Genomic DNA, 18,939 nt, shown 5'->3' with positions numbered 1-18,939 from the left:
ATTGTTCCTCTATTATTTCGTTTGCGCTGGCATTGTGTTTTTTTGAATTTCTGGCATAAAGCTACCGCCAGCAACAGCACCTGTGCCTTCTACTGGTTGCATGATGCCGTTTGGCAACGCGTCTGGATCTTTTACTTGTTCTGATGCACATCCAGCTAATACTAATCCAGTCATTAAAATAAGACCTAATTTATTCATTTTTTATCCTAGTTTTTCAATATAAAGTAAGTAATGACAGCCAGCACAACGACTGACCAACCAATAATTTCAATAGATCTTCGCAATTTTGCTGCGAATTTTTCACCGCCCCACGCGGCTAATTTTGCCACCAGCAAGAAACGCGCTAAACGTGAAACAAATGCCGTGATGGCAAAAGGGAAAAATGCCATTTGCATTACGCCAGAGCAGAGAGTAAACACCTTATAAGGAATTGGGCTAAACCCAGCCACAAACACAACTAATACGCCCCATTGCTCAAACCAATTTATGGCTTTTGCCCAATGCGCACTATATCCCCATTGTTGTACAATGTTTTCCACCCAGTCCGTTGCATAATAACCAATTGCATAACCGATAACCCCACCGATGACAGAAGAAATTGCCGTATAAAATGCAAATTTCACCGCACTTTTTGGCTTTGACATAGACATTGGGATCAACATCACATCAGGCGGAATAGGAAAAAATATCGCCTCGATAAAACTAACAAAAGAGAGCCAGAAAGTCGCAAAACGGTGCGTTGACCATTGCATGGTTTTATCGTACATCGTGCCGAAAATTTTCATATTTCTTCTCTATTTGGTAAAACGCGCCATTATTCCTGCTCTAACCAATCTTGTAAAGCTGAAAGTGAATGATGTGCAGTAAGATCTACCTGAATTGGCGTGATAGACACATAACCATTTTTCACCGCATGGAAATCTGTTCCCTCGCTTTCATCTTCGGGTAATGCTGAAGGGCCAATCCAATAAATGGTTTCATCTCTAGGATCCCTTTGTTTGATGACTTCTGCAGACGACGCACGGTAACCCAAGCGACATACCTTGTAACCCTTTAATTCTTCAAAAGGTAAATCCGGCACATTAATATTAATAATTTCACGAGGATTTAATAATTGATGATGTAATTTTGGAATGAGATCACACACCACTCGTGCTGCTGTTTCATAATGTTGACGACCATCTAACGAAACCGCAATAGCAGGCAAGCCTAAATGACGCCCTTCAAGAGCTGCTGCTAATGTGCCTGAATAAATCGTATCATCGCCCATATTACAACCCGCATTAATGCCCGATACCACTAAATCCACTTTGCCAGATAAAAATCCGTTTAATGCTAAATGTACACAATCTGCTGGCGTACCATTCACACAATAATCGCCATTGTCTAAATGGCGTGGGCGAAGTGGCTCCACTAATGTAAGCGAGCTTGATGCTGCACTTCGATTACGATCAGGTGCAACAACAATAACTTCTGCAATTTTTCTTAATTCAGTTGCTAAAACTTGAATGCCTTCCGCGTGAAAACCGTCATCATTACTGACTAAAATTCGCATTGTACTTCCTTATGCTTCTGTATAATTTACTAACTCACGAACTAATGCCGTGGCATAACTGCCCGCAGGCAAATAAAATTTCAAACGCAATCCTTCAGGCTCAAATGCCCAAGAAAACGCTTTTGCCTTCATTAATAATGGGCGACGCGCTGCCTTCATTCTCTCTTGTTTCATTAAAGGATCGAAAACTGAATGTTGATTTACGATTTCATTTTCAATATCACTTGCGGCCAACACATCTTCGCCAATTAAAGGGGCGGTGAGTAAAATATCTTGATTTTCTAACCGCACTTGCAAGGCATTTAAGTCTTCTTTTTCATCCGCTTTGAACCAACTGTGCGAACCGGATAATTGCACAATATCATTTGGCAAAACTTGATTTGTTGCGCTCTTTTCAATACGAGCTGCCACAACTAAATTAAAAATTTCACTGCGCGCGGCGGAAAGATAAAAACTACGTTTTTTGCGATCTTTTACCTTGATTTCCCCTTGCGCCCAACGCAATGCTTGCGTGAGGTTATGACCATCTCGACCAAAACGTTGTTCCGTAAAATAATTGGGGAAACCAAAATTTGCCACAAAATCTAACCGAGCTTTAAGCTCATCTGATTCTTCCGCACCGCGCAATAAAATATCGAAATAATTTCCCTCAAGGCTACCCGTGCGAATTTTTCGGTTATGTCGAGTAACCGTTAAAATCTCTACGCCATCTAATTCAAATTGACTGAAATCGGGCGTTTCCATTCCTGGCATTTGCAAACAAAACCATTGTTCTGTCACCGCTCGACGATCTTTCAACCCCGCATATCCCATATTGCGTTCAGAAACACCGGCAAATTTAGCTAATTTTTCGCCAACAAATAAGGTGTTGCAATCTGTTTTACGTACATACAACGCAACAAACTCACCTTCGCCTGACATTTCATAGCCTAAATGCTCTTTTACAATAAAATCCACACATTCAGCCTTTAAAAGTGCGGTGGTTTTTGGCGGTGTTTTTAATGCCAAATAAGGGAGTTGTTCGAGCATGGTTAGGGTTCTTTTTTATAGAAAACAATTGCACGAAATTTTATGCGACTTTTAGTGATTTATCCACTAAAATAACCGCACTTTTGTTCTTGTTGAAGGATTTTATTATGTCAAAATTGGCTGAATTACAAGCAGAAACCCGTGAAATTATCGCTGATTTACTTAACGATGGTAGTGACCCGGATGCGCTTTACATTATTGAGCATCACATTGCTCATCACGATTTTGATTTATTAGAAAAAATCGCCGTAGATGCTTTTAAAGCCGGTTATGAAGTTTCCGAAGCAGAAGAATTTGAAGATGATGATGGCAAACCAATTTTTTGTTTTGACATTATCAGTGAAGTAGAATTAAAAGCGGAAATTATTGATGCGCAACAAAAAGAAATTCTTCCGTTATTAGAAAAACATAAAGGCATTTATGATGGTTGGGGCACCTATTTTGAAGACCCGAATGCTGATGACGATGAATACGGTGATGATGGGGAATTTTTTGATGACGAGGATGTCGAAGAGCCTCGTGTGCATTAATCATTCTTTTTAACCGCACTTGATAAGTGCGGTTATTTTTTTAGGAGTTTCAATATGAAATTAAAATCTCTTTCCTTGGCATTATTGGCATTGCCTCTTGCTTTGCCTGCATTGGCAGATAATTCTCAAAGTGCGGTGCAAAATAATATTGTTTCTTTTAATGCTGAAGTCGAAAAAGAAGTTTCACGAGATTTGTTACAAGTTACGCTTTTTTATCAGGCAGAAGGCACATCACTTTCAACCCTAAATAAAACAATCAATGAGAAATTAAGCAAAGCGCTTTCTATCGCGAAAAACGAAAGTGCCGTAGAAATCAAAGATCATTTTCGTCATACCAGTGTGCGTTATAACAATCAAGGCAAGCAATCTGGCTGGATTGATCGTGTGGAACTTGTATTAGAAAGCAAAGATTTCCAAGCTATCTCCAAAGTGATTAGCGAGCTTGATGGTGTTATGGCGGTGGAAAGTACGAATACACTTATTTCATCAGAAAAATTAATGAGTTTAGAAAATGAATTAACTCAAGCCGCATTGGATAAATTTAAAAACAAAGCTACATTAATTCAAAATTCATTGAATATGAAAGGCTATCAAATTTTAGATTTAGATGTGTCTTCCGTGAATGAACAAACCATGAGCCCACGACCTTATATGATGGCGATGGCAAAATCTGCCGATATAAGTGCGGTGGATCCTTCTAGCGATGCTTATCTTGAAAATAGTAAAGAGAAAATAAAAGCACGCATTAGTGCGCGAATTGCATTGCGTGCGGAATAATTTTCGCTACAATGGTACGACTTTTTTAACCGATTTTTTTATAAGGAAAACATAATGAAAGTAGCAAAAAATGTAGTGGTGAGCATTGCTTACCAAGTTCGCACACAAGATGGCGTATTGGTAGATGAAGCTCCAGCGAATCAACCACTAGAATATTTACAGGGCCATAATAATTTAGTGATCGGTCTTGAAAAAGCGCTTGAAGGTAAAGAAGTAGGCGACAAATTTGAAGTACGTGTACAACCTGAAGAGGGTTACGGTGCATATAGCGAAAATATGGTTCAACGTGTACCAAAGGATGTATTCCAAGGTGTTGATGAGCTTGAAGTAGGCATGCGTTTCTTAGCGGATACAGACATTGGTCCAGTTCCAGTGGTGATTACTGAAATCGATGGTGATGAAGTTGTCGTTGATGGAAATCACATGTTAGCGGGTCAAGAATTACACTTCACCGTTGAAGTTGTCGCAACGCGTGAAGCAACATTAGAAGAAATCGCACACGGCCACGTTCATGGCGCACATAGCCACCACCACGATGATGACGAAGAAGGTCACGGTTGTGGCTGTGGCGGTCATCACCACCATCACGACCATGATCACGAGCACAGCGGATGCTGCGGCGGTGGTCACGGGCATGGACACGGTCACGGCAGCTGTGGCTGTGGCGGTCATTAATTAAAAACAGCCGAAAACATTACCGCACTTTAGCAATGAAGTCTGCTATTGCTTTCTGAAATAAAAAACACGATGAGAAATCATCGTGTTTTTTTGTATCTTTGTATTAATACCTATCTTATAAAATATGGGCAAACTCTTCTAACATTTCTTTTGGCCATACGCTTGATTGTACTTCACCAATATGTTTTTTACGAAGTAAAAGCATCGCTAAGCGAGATTGGCCGATACCACCGCCGATAGTTAATGGTAATTTTCCGTTTAATAAATCTTGGTGCCAATCCATTTTTAAACGGTCTTCATCACCCGTTATACCAACTTGTAAACGTAATGCACTTTCATCTACGCGGATACCCATTGAGGAAAGTTCAAATGCTTTGCCTAATTGATCATTCCATACCAAAATATCACCGTTTAATCCTTTGTAGCCGTTTTCAGATTCAGTTGTCCAGTCATCATAGTCAGGTGCACGACCATCATGAGGTTTGCCATCTGAAAGTTTACCGCCAATCCCAATCAAGAATACTGCGCCGTATTCTTTACAAATTGCGTTTTCACGCTCTTTACTGCTTAAATCTGGATAGCGTTTTACTAAATCTTCGCTATGCACAAAGGTAATGTGTTTTGGAAGAATTGAAGGGATATCAAAGCGTGCTTCTACGGCTAATTCCGTTAAGCGAATAGCACGATAAATAGAATTTACCGTTTCTTTTAAGTATTCAAAATTACGACGACCTTCAGGAATCACTTTTTCCCAGTCCCATTGATCCACATAAACAGAGTGAGTTGGGTCAAGAGAGTCTTCATCTGGACGTAATGCTTTCATATGAACAAACAAGCCTTCGCCTTCTTTAAAATTGAAGCGAGCAAGGGTATGGCGTTTCCATTTAGCTAGGGAATGCACCACTTCAAATACTGCATTTGGAATACATTTCACGTTAACCTGAACGGCTTTTTCAATACCAGATAAGTTATCTTGCATTCCGTTACCCACTTGGCTCAAGATCGGACCTTGTACTTCAATAATGCCAAGTTGTTCAATAAGGTTTTGGGTGAAGGTATTCTTCACAAAGCTGATTTCTTGTTGTTGTAAAATAAATGTCTTTTTCATTTTTATAACCTTTTTAATCTGTTGTTTTATTTGTTAAGCATTATTTAATAAAATCGAGCATTATTTCAAGTATTTTATTTACTTTCTTTTATAAGTTAAATATTATCTAATCTAAGTTATAAAAATTAAATAAAATCTAAAGGAGATGATTTTATGCACAACATTGATAATTTAGATCAGCAAATCTTACGTGTACTCACCAAAGATGCGAGAACTCCCTATGCCGAAATGGCTAAAAACTTTGGTGTAAGCCCAGGAACAATCCATGTACGTGTAGAAAAAATGCGCCAATCCGGCATTATTGAAGGCACAAAAGTCATTATTGATGAACAAAAATTAGGTTATGACGTTTGCTGCTTTATAGGTATTATTTTGAAAAGTGCAAAAGACTACGAAAAAGTTATTAAAAAGTTAGAAAGTTTTGATGAAGTTGTTGAAGCCTATTACACAACTGGCAATTATTCAATTTTTCTGAAAGTAATGACACATACTATTGCAGAATTACATTCCGTTCTGGCAACTAAAATTCAGCTAATTGATGAGATTCAATCTACAGAAACACTGATTTCAATGCAAAATCCAATTTTAAGAGATATTAAGCCATAAAATAAAAATGCGGTGAACGTTTACCGCATTTTACTTGATAAGAAAACTATGCCTTCACATTCTCTTCCAAAAATGCCAATAGCTCATCTTTAGCAATCATTTTCTTTTCACCGGTAAGACGGTTCTTATATTCAATTTCACCGTTCTCTAGGTTTTTCTCTCCAATTACCACCATATGTGGCACGCCAATCAATTCCATATCAGCGAACATCACGCCCGGGCGTTCTTTACGATCATCAAAAATCACATCTACGCCTTGTGATTGTAAAATGCGGTAAAGTTCTTCAGAGTATTTTTGCACGGTTTCAGATTTGTGCATATTCATTGGCACGATTGCCACGGTGAATGGGGCGATTTCATCAGAAGGCCAGATGATACCGCGGTCGTCGTGGTGCTGTTCAATCGCAGAAGCTACCACGCGAGTCACGCCGATACCATAACAACCCATGGTCATTACAAGCGGTTTGCCGTCTTCGCCTTGCACGGTCGCTTTCATTGCTTCGGAGTATTTTTTGCCCAGTTGGAAGATGTGTCCAACCTCAATCCCACGTTTGATTTGAAGCACGCCTTTACCATCTGGGCTTGGGTCGCCTTCCACCACGTTACGCAAGTCGAACACTTCAGGCATTGCTACATCGCGTTCCCAGTTTACATTGAAATAATGTTTTCCATCGATATTCGCGCCACAACTAAAATCAGACATTAACGCCACAGTGCGGTCAATAATTACTGGAATATTTAAATTCACAGGACCTAATGAACCAACTCCCGCACCAATTTTCCCTTTAATATCAGCTTCATCTGCAAACTCAAGAGGATCTGCTACTAATGGGTGTTTTTGTGCTTTGATTTCGTTTAACTCGTGGTCGCCGCGAATGATTAACGCTACAAGCGGTTGATTTTCGTCTGCGCCTTTCACAATCAAGGTTTTTACAGTTTTCGTAATTGGTAAGTTGAATTGCTCAACCAACTCTGCAATAGTTTTCGCATTTGGCGTATCCACCAATGTCATTTCTGCGGTTGGCGCTTGACGCTCACCGATAGCTACCGCTTCAGCAAGCTCAATATTCGCGGCAAAATCCGATTCTGTTGAGAATACCACGTCATCTTCACCGCTTGAAGCTAACACTTGGAACTCATGGGAAGCAGAACCACCAATAGACCCTGTATCCGCTTGTACCGCACGGAAATCTAAGCCTAAACGGTTAAAAATGTTACTGTACACTTGGTACATCACATCATAGGTTTCTTGCAAACTTTCTTGTGTAGTGTGAAACGAGTAGGCATCTTTCATAATAAATTCACGTGAACGCATCACACCAAAACGAGGACGTACTTCATCACGGAATTTGGTTTGAATTTGGTATAAATTAAGTGGAAGTTGTTTATATGAAGAAACTTCTCGGCGCACTAAATCAGTAATTACTTCTTCGTGAGTTGGACCAAGTACAAAGTTACGGTTTCCGCGGTCTTCGAAACGAAGGAGCTCAGGACCATATTGCTCCCAACGACCAGACTCTTCCCATAATTCCGCAGGTTGCACCACTGGCATTAATACCTCAATTGCACCACCTTTGTTCATCTCTTCGCGAATAATCTTTTCTACTTTTTTCAATACGCGAATACCCGTCGGCAACCAGTTATATAAACCTGATGCCATTGGGCGAATCATACCCGCACGCAACATTAATTGGTGGCTCACTACCTGAGCATCATTTGGCGTTTCTTTAAGGGTGGAAAATAAATATTGACTTGTACGCATTGTTTAACCTTAGATTCTAAGAACTGAAAAAATTGGCGTAAGTATAACAAAAAGTGCGGTGATTTTTAACCGCACTTTCGATACTTACTGATTATTTTGCGATTTCGCCAAAATTGCTTTATGTTCCTGAATCAATACCATAAACGGCTGGCCAAACCGTTCTAATTTGATAGAGCCCACACCATTAATTTGCAGCATTTCAATATTGCTTGTTGGCATATATTGTGCCATTTCTTGCAACGTCGCATCATTAAAGACAATGTACGGCGGAATATTTTCTTTATCGGCAATTTGTTTGCGTAAGAAACGCAAGCGTGCAAATAAATCCTTATCGTAATTTGCAACACCTTGACGTTGTGGATTATGGGCAATCTTACTAATTGCAGAAATACGAGGCATTGCCAGTTCCAATGGTTCCTCACCTTTCAAAATCGCTTTTGCACTTTCAGTAAGTTGTAACGTTGTATTTAATTCGCTAATGACCTGTTGCACAAAACCCAAATGGATAAGCTGACGAATGACAGACTGCCAATGCTCTTTGCTTTTATCTTTTCCAATGCCATATACTGAAAGTTTATCATGTTGGCGTTCAATAATTTTTTGATTGTGCATGCCACGCAGCACCGCAATCACATAATGTGCACCGAAACATTGTCCCACTCGATAAATAGTAGACATTACTTTTTGCGCATCGACTAATCCATCATATTTTTTAGGAGGATCAAGGCAAATATCACAATTATTGCACGGTGTTTGTCTATGCTCACCAAAATAATTGAGAAGCACTAAACGGCGACAGGTCTGGCTTTCTGCAAATTCACCAATAGCTTCTAATTTATGTTGCTCAATCTGACGCTGTGGCGTTTCTGTTTTTTCTAAAAGAATTTTTTGTAACCAAGCGTAATCCGCTGGCTCATAAAACAAAACCGCCTCAGCTGGTAAATCATCACGTCCCGCTCGCCCCGTTTCCTGATAGTAAGATTCAATGCTACGAGGTAAATCAAAATGGGCAACAAACCGTACATTGGATTTATTAATCCCCATTCCAAAAGCAATGGTTGCGACCACCACTTGAACATTATCACGCTGAAAATCTTGTTGCACGCGCTCACGCAGTGCCGTTTCCATTCCCGCATGATAAGCTGCAGCAGAGACGCCTTTATTGCGTAAACTTTCCGCAATTCGCTCAACCTTGTTCCGGCTGTTGCAATAAATAATCCCACTCTTGCCCTTTTGAACCAACACAAAACGCGTCAATTGCTCCATTGGTTTATATTTTTCTTCCAAGGTATAACGAATGTTTGGTCGATCAAAACTACCAATATATTTATGCGGATTTTCCAGCTTGAGGTGAGTCAAAATATCTTGGCGAGTGGCATAATCTGCTGTCGCGGTGAGCGCCATAATTGGCGCATGAGGGAAACTAGCTTTTAAACCGCCAAGCTGGGTATACTCAGGGCGAAAATCATGCCCCCATTGAGAAATGCAGTGTGCTTCATCAATCGCAATAAAGCTGACTTTACTATAAGAAATAAGTGGAAAGAAACTGTTCGTCATCACTTTTTCTGGCGACACATAAAGCAGTTTAAGTTGCCCAGAAATAAGCTTATTTTGTACTTGTTGCTGCTGTTCTAAAGTCTGACTAGAATTAAGAAAATCTGCCTCAATTCCATTAGCTTGAAGCTGATCTACTTGATCTTTCATCAAGGAAATCAGCGGAGAAATCACTAAAGTTAACCCCTCAAAACAAAGCGCGGGAATTTGGTAACAAAGCGATTTGCCATTCCCTGTTGCCATTACCACCAAAGCATCTTGTCCGTTTAATGCGGCATTGATGACTTCTTCCTGTCCTTTACGGAAAGATTGATAACCGAAAACCGATTTCAAAACAGAAAGTGCGGTCGGTTTTTCTATTATTTTTGGTGATAAAGGAGAATCAAGCATCTTAGAACTGCACGTTCTCGCCATGTGCAGCACAAGCTTCTACTAAACAATCCCAAAAACGTTTTCCGTCGTTAGAAACCCAGTCGCCATTTTTAAAAGCAAAATGAAAACCACCTAATTTACTCGCAATCCAAAGCTCAAGTAATGGTTCTTGCTTGTTAATCACTATTTGTGTGCGATTATCAAAGGTGATGGTAAATACTGAACCTTGCGTTTCACAATCTACATCCGCACCTTGCTCTTCTAATTCTTCTTCAATTTTTTGCCAAACTTGTTCAATATTTTGGTGAAATTCTGCAATATTCATAAAATGTTCCTATTTAAATCTGATAGAATGCGGCAAATTATAAAGCCTTTCTTAAACTTGTGAAAGGCGGATTTACCGATAAGTAAGAGAGAGAAAAATGAAAAAACTACTATCAATTTTAGTGCTTAGTACAATTTGCATTATGGCAACAGGATGTGGCGTGAAAGGTCCTTTATATTTCCCAGAAAAAGAACAAGCACAACAAACTAAATAAACCATTATCCAGTTACAATCCAAAAATAAAAAACAGGAACACAATATGAATTTCTTCCAATATAAAAATAATAAGCTTTATGCTGAAGATATTCCGGTTCAACAACTTGCTGAACAATTCGGTACACCTCTTTATGTATATTCTCGTGCAACGCTTGAACGCCATTGGCATGCTTTTGACTCAGCCTTCGGTAAGCATCCTCACTTAATTTGCTTTGCCGTAAAATCTTGCTCGAATATCGGCGTATTAAATATCATGGCAAAACTAGGTTCAGGTTTCGATATTGTCTCGCAAGGCGAACTTGAGCGTGTACTCGCCGCAGATGGAGATGCATCAAAAGTAGTCTTTTCGGGCGTTGCCAAATCCCGAGAAGAAATTATTCATGCACTAGAAGTTGGAATACGTTGCTTTAATGTGGAATCAGTTTCTGAACTCAAATACATTAACCATATCGCAGGCGAGATGGGGAAAATAGCGCCAATATCTTTACGAGTAAATCCAGATGTTGATGCGCATACACACCCTTATATCTCAACAGGATTAAAAGAAAATAAATTTGGTGTAAACGTAAATGAAGCTCGAGAGGTATATAAATTAGCCTCAACGTTGCCAAATATAAAAATAACAGGGATGGATTGCCACATAGGATCACAGCTCACTGAATTACAACCATTTTTAGATGCAACGGATCGCTTAATTGTCCTAATGGAACAATTAAAAGAAGATGGAATAAAATTAAAACATCTCGATCTGGGCGGTGGTTTAGGCGTGACTTATACGGATGAAACACCACCGCATCCAAGTGATTACGCGAATGCATTGTTAGAAAAACTACAAAATTATCCTGAACTTGAAATTATTCTTGAACCTGGCAGAGCGATTTCTGCAAATGCGGGAATTTTAGTGGCCAAAGTGCAATACCTAAAAAATAATGAAAGTCGTAATTTCGCGATTACCGACACTGGAATGAACGATATGATCCGCCCTGCATTGTATGAGGCTTATATGAATATCGTAGAAATTGACCGCACTTTAGCAAGAGAAAAAGCCATTTATGATGTTGTGGGGCCAGTTTGCGAAACGTCTGATTTCTTGGGTAAACAACGGGAACTTTCTATTTCTGAAGGTGATTATATTGCTCAATGCTCAGCTGGCGCCTATGGAGCAAGCATGTCATCAAACTATAACTCAAGACCTCGTACTGCAGAAGTTTTAGTAGATGGCGATAAATCTTATTTAATTCGTCGTCGAGAAACCTTACAGGAACTTTGGGCATTAGAGTCAACCATTTAATCACCTTTTGATTAAATTTTAATCTAACCATATAATTTATTCACTTATAATATACCTAAAAAACAGTAACTTTATGCGTAAAATCAAATTTCTATCGGTTCGTCATTGGAACTAATAGAAATTATTTATAAAATGGCACGTTTATCGTCACTAAGGGGGAATTTATGCAAGAAAAACTAAGCGTTTTATTAATTGACGATCATCCATTAATGCGTCGTGGCATTAAACAACTTATAGAATTAGACGATAACTTTGAAGTGGTGGCTGACGTAGGCAGTGGCACAGAAGGGATTTCCGTGGCATTACAAACATCACCTGATGTGATCATTTTAGATCTCAACATGAAAGGACTTTCAGGGTTAGATACGCTCAAAGGATTACGCGCAGAAGGCGTTGATGCGCGGATCCTAATTTTAACTGTCTCTGATGCTAAAAATGATATTTATACGTTAATTGACGCCGGCGCTGATGGCTATTTGCTAAAGGATACAGAACCCGAAACCTTACTAGAACAAATTAAGCAAATAGCGCAAGGTGAAGTGATCTTAAGTGATTCTATTAAAGATTTATTACTTGAACGAAGACATGAGCAAAATCCATTAGATAGCTTAACAGATCGTGAAATGGATGTACTTCGTCAAATTGCGACAGGATTATCAAACAAACAAATTGCAGCCCAACTTTTTATTTCAGAAGAAACCGTGAAAGTACATATTCGTAATTTATTACGTAAACTCAATGTGCACTCTCGTGTAGCCGCAACTGTACTCTTTTTTGAACAAAACAATAAATAGTTTACAAAAATGCGCAAGGTTAAAAAGCCAAGCGCATTTTTCTACTGAGCATTTTCTACTTGAATAAAGAATCCTTTATCATTCAAAATAACGCTGTAATCTGTTTGATAACTTTTTCCATCCGTCACCACTAAAGCATGGCAGCTTCGAATGCCTTTTTGTGGATAAAATTGCGTTTCTCTTGCTTGAAAAATTTGTTTCACCATCATACTGGTTTTAGTTGCATCTCCTTGCTGCTTAAATGCATCAGATAACACTTTTGATACAGAAAAATCATTACACTGTGGCACGATCACTGGCTTATAAACTGATTTGTCCTTTGCTGTTTTTTCATGTTTTGTTGAAACAACTGTTGTCGGTTTTTTCTCAATAGATACCTTAGGTTTCGAGCTAATTTGCTTTACCAAAGCTTTAGACTTTTTGTCTGTCAATTTCTCAACTTGTTTTTTATTCTTAGTACTATTTTTCTTGGTTAGAACTAATTTAGTTTCTTTCGTTTTTTTAGTTTGTTGTTTTTTATCCAAAGATTTAGTTACTACAATTTTTTTATTTATTTGATTTTTATGTACTGGTGCTGCAATAACTGATGTTGTAAAAAATGGCAACAATACCAAAATGAACATTATCAATTTTCTCATTCATGTCTCCTTAAACATAAAGTGCGGTTAAAATTAACCGCACTTTGAATGTTAAATTAAAAAATAAAGCGATAAATTAAAGGTAGTAGTGTTCTACGTAATTTAATTTATCATCTAGTTTTAACACTAAAGGTTGACCTGTTGGGATTTCAAAATCCATAATTTCAGCATCAGAAATACCAATAATATGTTTTGCTAATGCACGGAGTGAATTACCGTGAGCAACAACTAAAACGCGTTTACCAGAAAGCATTGCTGGTGCAATTTGATCTTCCCAGAATGGAAGTGCACGCTCTAAAGTAATTTTTAAGTTTTCTGCATTTGGCACAACGTCAGACGGAATATTTGCGTAACGACGGTCATTATGTGCAGAATTTGGATCTTGTGGATCTAAATCTGGTGGAGAAATGTCATAAGAACGACGCCAAATATGAACTTGTTCGTCACCGTATTGTTCCGCAGTCGCTTTTTTATCTAAACCTTGTAAAGCACCATAATGACGTTCATTTAAACGCCAGTTTTTCACTTGAGGAATCCATAATTGATGGGATTCTTCTAACACGATGTTACAAGTTTTGATTGCACGAGTTAGCACAGATGTAAATGCGATATCAAACTCATAGCCAGCATCTAATAATTTTTTGCCCGCTGCTTTTGCTTCTTCTACACCGCGTTCTGTTAAATTTACATCACGCCAGCCTGTGAACAAGTTTTTCGCATTCCATTCACTAAAACCGTGACGGATAAATACTAATTCCATAAGAATCTCCTAAAATTTAAGTAAAAGATAATTCACACTTTATAGCAAAAATTGAGTATGTTTAAAAGCAAAAAGGCGAGTTTTCCTGATCTTTAGCAAAAAATAGAGGCTAAACTTTTTCGCCTTTTAACAAATATGATAAGATTTGTGCGATTTTAAGAATTTAGGAAAAATTATGCAGTCTTCGGGATTAAACAAAAAAATATCGCCATTTTTCACCGCACTTTTTAGCTGCGGGTTGTTGATTTTTTCCCCAATAAGTCATGCTTCCGATCTTAACCAGATTCAAAAGCAAATTAAGCAACAAGAATCTAAAATTGCTGAACAAAAACGCGAGCAAGCTAAGTTACAAGCTAATTTAAAAAACCATGAAAGTAAAATTAATGCTGTCGTGGGTGAGTTACATGAAACAGAAATGAGCTTGAAAGAAATTCGTAAGCAAATTTCTGATTCAGATAAACAACTCAAACAATTGGAAAAACAAGAATCTGAACAAAAATCACGCTTAGCGAAACAAATGGATATGATTTATCGCTCAGGTTTAAATCCTTCCGTCATTGAAAGAATGTTTTCTAAAAATGCGGAAAAAGCAGAACGCATGAAAGTGTACTATCAACATTTAAACCAAGTTCGAATCGAAATAATTGATAGTTTAAAAGCAACACAAGCTCAAATTGTATCCCAAAAAGAATCAATTTTAGGCCAACAAAAAAATCATCGAGATCAACTTTTAACGCAAAAAAAACAGCAACAAGAATTACAAAAATCACAACAAGAACGTCAATCTACACTAAATGAACTTAATAAAAATTTAGCGAGAGATCAAAATAAATTAGATAGCCTAAAGGCTAATGAGCAAGCACTCCGTCAAGAAATTCAACGAGCAGAAAAAGCGGCCTTAGAACAAGAAAAAAGAGAGCGAGAAGCACTTGCACAACGACAAAAAGCTGAAGAAAAACGGACTTCCAAGCCTTATCAACCGACAGCACAAGAACGTCAATTGCTTAACAGCACAAGTGGTTTAGGGATTGCAAAAAAACAATATTCTGCACCAGTTTCAGGTCCAACTTTACATAATTTTGGAACTATTCAGGCCGGTGAAGTTCGTTGGAAAGGCATGGTTATTGGTGCCTCCGCTGGAACTGCAGTCAAAGCCATTGCAGCTGGACGTGTAATTTTAGCTGGGTATTTGAATGGCTACGGTTATATGGTCATCGTTAAACATGGAGAAACCGACTTAAGTTTGTATGGTTTCAATCAAGCCGTATTGGTAAAAATTGGTCAACTTGTTTCTGCTGGACAAACTATTGCTCAAGTGGGTAATACTGGTGAAATCTCTCGTTCCGCACTCTATTTTGGAATTAGCCGAAAAGGCACACCAGTGAATCCAGCTGGATGGATCCGTTAATGAAACTTCTCATAAAAAGTGCGGTGAAAAATTTCATCGTTTTTTCTACCGCACTTTATACTTCTATCTCCCTTGCGCAAAATAAACTTGCTATTGTTATTGATGATGTAGGCTATCATCTCAAAGAAGATGCGGCTATTTTTGCAATGCCGCGAGAAATTTCCGTAGCAATTATTCCTGCTGCACCTCATGCTCGAGCACGAAATCAAGAAGCAAAATCTCAAGGTCGAGACATTTTAATTCATATGCCGATGCAACCAGTAAGTGCGGTGAAAATAGAGGATGGAGGACTACATTTAGGAATGTCTTCAGCGCAGGTCAATGATCGGGTAAATACAGCCAAAAATATCGTGAATTATGCAATTGGCATGAATAATCACATGGGCAGTGCGGCTACGGCCGATCCCCAATTAATGACTTATTTAATGACCGCACTTCAAGAAAAACATTTATTCTTTTTAGATAGCCGAACAATAGGAAAATCTGTAGCAGGAAAAATAGCAAAAGAACAAGGGGTTCGTTCATTAGATCGTCATATATTTTTAGATGACAGTAACGAACTAGCTGCGGTTCAACATCAATTTCAAGCAGCAATTCAATATGCAAGGAAACATGGTACAGCGATTGCGATAGGACATCCTCGCCCAAATACAATAGCAGTGTTACAAGCAGGAATTAACAATTTACCTGAAGATATCCAACTTGTTGGAATGGGCAACTTATGGCATAATGAAAAAGTAACCCCGCCTAAACCATTTATTTTATTATTTACAGAAATGCCTGCACCAACCTCAATGGGACCTTTTGAACCCGTAGGATTACTACGTGGAATTCCAAAATAAAAACCTGATTTTAAAATCAGGTTTTTGTCTTATTTAGAAAGTGCATTTCTTAATTTACCTTGATGTCTTTCTAATAATGCCTTCGCCTCTAATTTTGATAAATTACTTAAAATCATCATAATTGCAAGCTTGGCATTTTGATCTGTTTCAATTAATGTCTGCTCAGCGAGCACTTTATCACAATCCGTTGCTTGCATCACAATGCGTACAGCGCGTGCTTTAAGCTTTTCATTACTGGCTTGTACATCGACCATCAAATTTTCGTAACATTTACCCAATAAAATCATACTTGCCGTAGTCAGCATATTCAGTACCATTTTTTGTGCGGTGCCAGATTTTAAGCGGCTAGAACCCGTCAATATTTCAGGGCCAACAATAGTCTCAATCACAATATCGGCTATCTCAGCCATCGCAGATTTTGGATTACTCGCAATACAAATTGTCAAAGCACCAAGAGATTTAGCGTACTGAAGACCTGCAATAACATAAGGTGTGCGGCCACTTGCAGCGATACCAACTAATACATCATTTTTTGAAAAATGAATACGCTGTAGATCATCAAGTACTGTTTTAGTATTATCTTCCGCACCTTCAACAGGATGACGAATAGCACGTTCCCCCCCCGCAATAATACCTTTGACCATTTCCGAAGATACACCAAATGTAGGAGGACATTCTGACGCATCCAATACGCCGAGACGACCGCTCGTCCCAGCCCCAATATATACTAGACGCCCTCCCTGTTGAAAAGCATAAACGATTTTATCTACCGCTAACGAAATCTCAGGCAAACATGCTTCAATAGCTAAAGGAACTTGTTTATCTTCCTTATTCATTAATCGAACAATATCTAAAGCACTTTGACGATCAATATCAACTGAATTCGGATTTCGTTGTTCAGTAATTAATGTGGATAAACTTTTTAATATAATGTCATTCATATTTTGGCCTTAGTCTTTAGGAAAAATAGCCCCCAAACTAACCGCACTTTTTGCGCCAGTTACGCTAGGCAGGTTTGCTGGTAAATTGTTCATTCGGCAATAAGCCAACCAAGCAAAGGCAGCAGCTTCTACATAATCAATATCAAAACCTTGCTCTGTCGTTGTACCAACCTGCCAATCGAGTAAATTATCATGCAATTCACGCATAATAAAGCTATTCTTTGCGCCGCCGCCACATACTAATAAACGTTTTGGTAAATCTGTTTGGAGTTGATTTAGTGCATTGACAATGCTTGTTACAGTCAATTCAACAAGCGTCGCTTGCACGTCTTCTGGGGATAATGTGATTTTGGAGCAAAGCGCGGTAAGTTTTTCAGATGTTTTTTCTACTTTGCCAATTAACCAATCAAGATTAAATAATTCTCTCCCTGTACTTTTTGGAGCAGGTAAAGAGAAAAAAGGTTCATTTAATAATTCATCAAGCAGAACTTGATTCATGTTGCCTTTTGAAGCCCAGTCACCATTTTTGTCATAGCGAAGGCCTTGGTGTTTTTCTATCCATTGATCTAATAATGTATTACCTGGACCTATATCAAACCCAATTACAGGTTGATTAGGCAACAATATAGAAACGTTACTAATCCCACCAATATTTAAAACAACTGTAGCAAAATTAGCATTTGAGAATACAGCTTTATGGAAAGCGGGTACAAGAGGAGCCCCTTGTCCGCCTAAAGCCATATCTTTACGACGAAAATCACCAATAACCGATATTCTCGTCTTAGATGCCAATAAATTCATATCACCTAGTTGCATCGTGAAAGGAAATGCAGAAACAGGAGAATGCCATACTGTCTGTCCATGACAACCAATAGCTTCAATTTGGCTTGGAATAAGATTATATTTTTGTAGAAAAGTATTTACACAATCACAATACAGTAAAGCAAGTTCATGATCGAGTTCGCCTAAATTTTGTAGAGTAGTTTCACCAACTTGAATGAGTTTAGTTAATTTCTGACGTAAATTTTCTGGCATAGGAAAAAAATCAGATAAGATAAGTCGAGGATCTACAGAAAAATCAACGAGAGCAACATCCACTCCATCTAGACTAGTTCCAGACATCATGCCAAGATAATATTGAGGTTTCATACTAATTATTTTTATATTTTGAACTCAATAATTATATATCTAATTCAAAAAGAAAAATAAAAAGAATTATTAAATAATATGAAAAAGGTATGAATATAAAGATATTTTATGATCAATTGAAAAGAATATCTTAATGGCAGGGGCGGAGAGGCTCGAACTCCCAACACCCGGTTTTGGAGACCGGTGCTCTACCAATTGAACTACGCCCCTATTGGTATGAATAAATTGGCGGAATGGACGGGACTCGAACCCGCGACCCCCTGCGTGACAGGCAGGTATTCTAACCAGCTGAACTACCACTCCGCTAAGTATGGTAATTGGCAGTGCCTTACTCTCACATGGGGATACCCCACACTACCATCAGCGTTACAACATTTCACTTCTGAGTTCGGTATGGTATCAGGTGGATCTATTGCACTATCTCTGCCAAAAATTTTTTATTTTTTTAATTTACTCAAGGAATAAACTAAAAAAATAAACCTGGCGGTGCCCTACTCTCACATGGGGAAGCCCCACACTACCATCGGCATTACAGCGTTTCACTTCTGAGTTCGGTATGGTGTCAGGTGGTTCCACCGCACTATCGCCGCCAGGATAATTCTTT

21 protein-coding genes, 2 tRNA genes and 2 rRNA genes are annotated in these 18,939 nt (G+C 38.5%); 9 read left to right on the top strand and 16 right to left on the bottom strand.

Going from position 1 to position 18,939, the window contains the following annotated elements; translation table 11 throughout:
* Positions 1-12 precede the first annotated feature (12 nt).
* The 4 genes from KP712_RS08605 to truD are packed head-to-tail and all read right to left on the bottom strand — an operon-like array spanning position 13 to position 2,584.
* Complete coding sequence (locus tag KP712_RS08605) at positions 13-198, bottom strand: hypothetical protein (protein WP_048953106.1); 186 nt, start codon at positions 196-198, stop codon at positions 13-15.
* A gap of 8 nt (positions 199-206) precedes the next feature.
* A complete protein-coding gene (locus KP712_RS08600; RefSeq protein ID WP_048953107.1) occupies positions 207-785 on the bottom strand; it encodes a YqaA family protein in 579 nt (192 codons plus the stop codon).
* Positions 786-814: 29 nt separating this feature from the next.
* Complete coding sequence (surE, locus tag KP712_RS08595; protein ID WP_048953108.1) at positions 815-1,555, bottom strand: 5'/3'-nucleotidase SurE; 741 nt, start codon at positions 1,553-1,555, stop codon at positions 815-817.
* A gap of 9 nt (positions 1,556-1,564) precedes the next feature.
* Positions 1,565-2,584 (bottom strand): tRNA pseudouridine(13) synthase TruD, encoded by a 1,020-nt coding sequence (gene truD / locus KP712_RS08590; protein WP_048953109.1) that lies wholly within the window; start codon positions 2,582-2,584, stop codon positions 1,565-1,567.
* 107 nt (positions 2,585-2,691) lie between these two features.
* On the opposite strand from truD, the gene rraB reads away from it, so the two are divergent.
* The 3 genes from rraB to slyD are packed head-to-tail and all read left to right on the top strand — an operon-like array spanning position 2,692 to position 4,566.
* Positions 2,692-3,114: a ribonuclease E inhibitor RraB gene (rraB, locus tag KP712_RS08585; RefSeq protein WP_005638439.1), complete on the top strand. Its 423-nt coding sequence runs from the start codon at positions 2,692-2,694 to the stop codon at positions 3,112-3,114.
* Positions 3,115-3,168: 54 nt separating this feature from the next.
* Positions 3,169-3,891 (top strand): SIMPL domain-containing protein, encoded by a 723-nt coding sequence (locus KP712_RS08580; RefSeq protein ID WP_048953110.1) that lies wholly within the window; start codon positions 3,169-3,171, stop codon positions 3,889-3,891.
* A 54-nt stretch (positions 3,892-3,945) separates the two neighbouring features.
* Entirely contained in the window at positions 3,946-4,566 is a 621-nt protein-coding gene (slyD, locus tag KP712_RS08575) for a peptidylprolyl isomerase (protein WP_005644067.1), read from the top strand.
* Between the two features lie 118 nt (positions 4,567-4,684).
* Here the strand turns inward: slyD and asnA are convergent, their stop codons facing one another.
* Positions 4,685-5,677, bottom strand: coding sequence for an aspartate--ammonia ligase (gene asnA, locus KP712_RS08570; RefSeq protein WP_048953111.1), 993 nt, complete (start codon positions 5,675-5,677; stop codon positions 4,685-4,687).
* Between the two features lie 153 nt (positions 5,678-5,830).
* Here asnA and asnC point away from each other — a divergent pair, with 153 nt between their 5' ends.
* Positions 5,831-6,283, top strand: coding sequence for a transcriptional regulator AsnC (gene asnC, locus KP712_RS08565; protein WP_048953112.1), 453 nt, complete (start codon positions 5,831-5,833; stop codon positions 6,281-6,283).
* Positions 6,284-6,329: 46 nt separating this feature from the next.
* Here asnC and proS read toward each other — a convergent pair whose 3' ends face one another.
* From proS to cyaY, 3 genes are all read right to left on the bottom strand, one after another.
* Entirely contained in the window at positions 6,330-8,045 is a 1,716-nt protein-coding gene (gene proS, locus KP712_RS08560; RefSeq protein WP_048953113.1) for a proline--tRNA ligase, read from the bottom strand.
* 84 nt (positions 8,046-8,129) lie between these two features.
* Positions 8,130-9,989 (bottom strand): DNA helicase RecQ, encoded by a 1,860-nt coding sequence (recQ, locus tag KP712_RS08555; protein WP_048953114.1) that lies wholly within the window; start codon positions 9,987-9,989, stop codon positions 8,130-8,132.
* Position 9,990: 1 nt separating this feature from the next.
* Entirely contained in the window at positions 9,991-10,296 is a 306-nt protein-coding gene (gene cyaY, locus KP712_RS08550; protein WP_005643206.1) for an iron donor protein CyaY, read from the bottom strand.
* A 97-nt stretch (positions 10,297-10,393) separates the two neighbouring features.
* On the opposite strand from cyaY, the gene KP712_RS09150 reads away from it, so the two are divergent.
* The 3 genes from KP712_RS09150 to KP712_RS08540 all read left to right on the top strand — a co-directional run bounded on the left by KP712_RS09150 (position 10,394) and on the right by KP712_RS08540 (position 12,597).
* On the top strand, positions 10,394-10,510 hold the full coding sequence (locus KP712_RS09150; RefSeq protein WP_080351536.1) for a lipoprotein: 117 nt from the start codon (positions 10,394-10,396) through the stop codon (positions 10,508-10,510).
* Between the two features lie 45 nt (positions 10,511-10,555).
* On the top strand, positions 10,556-11,803 hold the full coding sequence (gene lysA, locus KP712_RS08545) for a diaminopimelate decarboxylase (RefSeq protein ID WP_048953115.1): 1,248 nt from the start codon (positions 10,556-10,558) through the stop codon (positions 11,801-11,803).
* A 164-nt stretch (positions 11,804-11,967) separates the two neighbouring features.
* Positions 11,968-12,597 (top strand): response regulator, encoded by a 630-nt coding sequence (locus KP712_RS08540; RefSeq protein WP_048953116.1) that lies wholly within the window; start codon positions 11,968-11,970, stop codon positions 12,595-12,597.
* A gap of 41 nt (positions 12,598-12,638) precedes the next feature.
* Here the strand turns inward: KP712_RS08540 and KP712_RS08535 are convergent, their stop codons facing one another.
* Entirely contained in the window at positions 12,639-13,235 is a 597-nt protein-coding gene (locus tag KP712_RS08535; protein ID WP_048953117.1) for a hypothetical protein, read from the bottom strand.
* 76 nt (positions 13,236-13,311) lie between these two features.
* Positions 13,312-13,995: a 2,3-diphosphoglycerate-dependent phosphoglycerate mutase gene (locus tag KP712_RS08530; RefSeq protein ID WP_005625827.1), complete on the bottom strand. Its 684-nt coding sequence runs from the start codon at positions 13,993-13,995 to the stop codon at positions 13,312-13,314.
* A gap of 175 nt (positions 13,996-14,170) precedes the next feature.
* Between KP712_RS08530 and envC the strand changes: the two genes are divergently transcribed.
* Positions 14,171-15,403 carry a murein hydrolase activator EnvC gene (envC, locus tag KP712_RS08525; RefSeq protein WP_111407925.1) on the top strand — a complete coding sequence of 411 codons (1,233 nt, stop codon included), beginning with the start codon at positions 14,171-14,173 and terminating at the stop codon, positions 15,401-15,403.
* Complete coding sequence (locus KP712_RS08520) at positions 15,403-16,245, top strand: divergent polysaccharide deacetylase family protein (RefSeq protein ID WP_111407926.1); 843 nt, start codon at positions 15,403-15,405, stop codon at positions 16,243-16,245. The genes envC and KP712_RS08520 overlap by 1 nt, the downstream gene beginning before the upstream one ends.
* Before the next feature lie 29 nt (positions 16,246-16,274).
* On the opposite strand, the gene murQ is transcribed toward KP712_RS08520, so the two are convergent.
* The 6 genes from murQ to rrf (KP712_RS08490) all read right to left on the bottom strand — a co-directional run bounded on the left by murQ (position 16,275) and on the right by rrf (KP712_RS08490) (position 18,929).
* A complete protein-coding gene (murQ, locus tag KP712_RS08515; protein ID WP_111407927.1) occupies positions 16,275-17,186 on the bottom strand; it encodes an N-acetylmuramic acid 6-phosphate etherase in 912 nt (303 codons plus the stop codon).
* A gap of 9 nt (positions 17,187-17,195) precedes the next feature.
* On the bottom strand, positions 17,196-18,335 hold the full coding sequence (locus tag KP712_RS08510; protein WP_165818758.1) for an anhydro-N-acetylmuramic acid kinase: 1,140 nt from the start codon (positions 18,333-18,335) through the stop codon (positions 17,196-17,198).
* Between the two features lie 134 nt (positions 18,336-18,469).
* A tRNA-Trp gene (locus KP712_RS08505) sits at positions 18,470-18,545 on the bottom strand.
* A 16-nt stretch (positions 18,546-18,561) separates the two neighbouring features.
* Positions 18,562-18,638: transfer RNA gene (locus KP712_RS08500), tRNA-Asp, on the bottom strand.
* A 12-nt stretch (positions 18,639-18,650) separates the two neighbouring features.
* Positions 18,651-18,766: ribosomal RNA gene (gene rrf / locus KP712_RS08495) — 5S ribosomal RNA — on the bottom strand.
* 47 nt (positions 18,767-18,813) lie between these two features.
* Positions 18,814-18,929, bottom strand: a 5S ribosomal RNA gene (gene rrf / locus KP712_RS08490).
* Positions 18,930-18,939: the final 10 nt, after the last annotated feature.

The sequence above is a fragment of the Haemophilus sp. SZY H68 genome (genome assembly GCF_018829685.1).
GTDB classification, from domain to species: domain Bacteria; phylum Pseudomonadota; class Gammaproteobacteria; order Enterobacterales; family Pasteurellaceae; genus Haemophilus; species Haemophilus haemolyticus_K.
The sequence above is the reverse complement of the archived record's forward strand: the minus strand, read 5'-3'. Positions and strand labels throughout refer to the sequence as shown.

Excerpts from the sequence above, each read along its gene's own strand:
- surE (WP_048953108.1), bottom strand. The coding sequence starts at position 1,555 with ATGCGAATTTTAGTCAGTAATGATGACGGTTTTCACGCGGAAGGCATT.
- truD (WP_048953109.1), bottom strand. The coding sequence starts at position 2,584 with ATGCTCGAACAACTCCCTTATTTGGCATTAAAAACACCGCCAAAAACC.
- KP712_RS08605 (WP_048953106.1), bottom strand. The coding sequence starts at position 198 with ATGAATAAATTAGGTCTTATTTTAATGACTGGATTAGTATTAGCTGGA.
- recQ (WP_048953114.1), bottom strand. The coding sequence starts at position 9,989 with ATGCTTGATTCTCCTTTATCACCAAAAATAATAGAAAAACCGACCGCA.
- cyaY (WP_005643206.1), bottom strand. The coding sequence starts at position 10,296 with ATGAATATTGCAGAATTTCACCAAAATATTGAACAAGTTTGGCAAAAA.
- KP712_RS08540 (WP_048953116.1), top strand. The coding sequence starts at position 11,968 with ATGCAAGAAAAACTAAGCGTTTTATTAATTGACGATCATCCATTAATG.
- proS (WP_048953113.1), bottom strand. The coding sequence starts at position 8,045 with ATGCGTACAAGTCAATATTTATTTTCCACCCTTAAAGAAACGCCAAAT.
- slyD (WP_005644067.1), top strand. The coding sequence starts at position 3,946 with ATGAAAGTAGCAAAAAATGTAGTGGTGAGCATTGCTTACCAAGTTCGC.
- asnA (WP_048953111.1), bottom strand. The coding sequence starts at position 5,677 with ATGAAAAAGACATTTATTTTACAACAACAAGAAATCAGCTTTGTGAAG.
- murQ (WP_111407927.1), bottom strand. The coding sequence starts at position 17,186 with ATGAATGACATTATATTAAAAAGTTTATCCACATTAATTACTGAACAA.
- KP712_RS08520 (WP_111407926.1), top strand. The coding sequence starts at position 15,403 with ATGAAACTTCTCATAAAAAGTGCGGTGAAAAATTTCATCGTTTTTTCT.
- rraB (WP_005638439.1), top strand. The coding sequence starts at position 2,692 with ATGTCAAAATTGGCTGAATTACAAGCAGAAACCCGTGAAATTATCGCT.
- lysA (WP_048953115.1), top strand. The coding sequence starts at position 10,556 with ATGAATTTCTTCCAATATAAAAATAATAAGCTTTATGCTGAAGATATT.
- KP712_RS08535 (WP_048953117.1), bottom strand. The coding sequence starts at position 13,235 with ATGAGAAAATTGATAATGTTCATTTTGGTATTGTTGCCATTTTTTACA.
- asnC (WP_048953112.1), top strand. The coding sequence starts at position 5,831 with ATGCACAACATTGATAATTTAGATCAGCAAATCTTACGTGTACTCACC.
- KP712_RS08600 (WP_048953107.1), bottom strand. The coding sequence starts at position 785 with ATGAAAATTTTCGGCACGATGTACGATAAAACCATGCAATGGTCAACG.
- KP712_RS08580 (WP_048953110.1), top strand. The coding sequence starts at position 3,169 with ATGAAATTAAAATCTCTTTCCTTGGCATTATTGGCATTGCCTCTTGCT.
- envC (WP_111407925.1), top strand. The coding sequence starts at position 14,171 with ATGCAGTCTTCGGGATTAAACAAAAAAATATCGCCATTTTTCACCGCA.
- KP712_RS08530 (WP_005625827.1), bottom strand. The coding sequence starts at position 13,995 with ATGGAATTAGTATTTATCCGTCACGGTTTTAGTGAATGGAATGCGAAA.
- KP712_RS08510 (WP_165818758.1), bottom strand. The coding sequence starts at position 18,335 with ATGAAACCTCAATATTATCTTGGCATGATGTCTGGAACTAGTCTAGAT.
- KP712_RS09150 (WP_080351536.1), top strand. The coding sequence starts at position 10,394 with ATGAAAAAACTACTATCAATTTTAGTGCTTAGTACAATTTGCATTATG.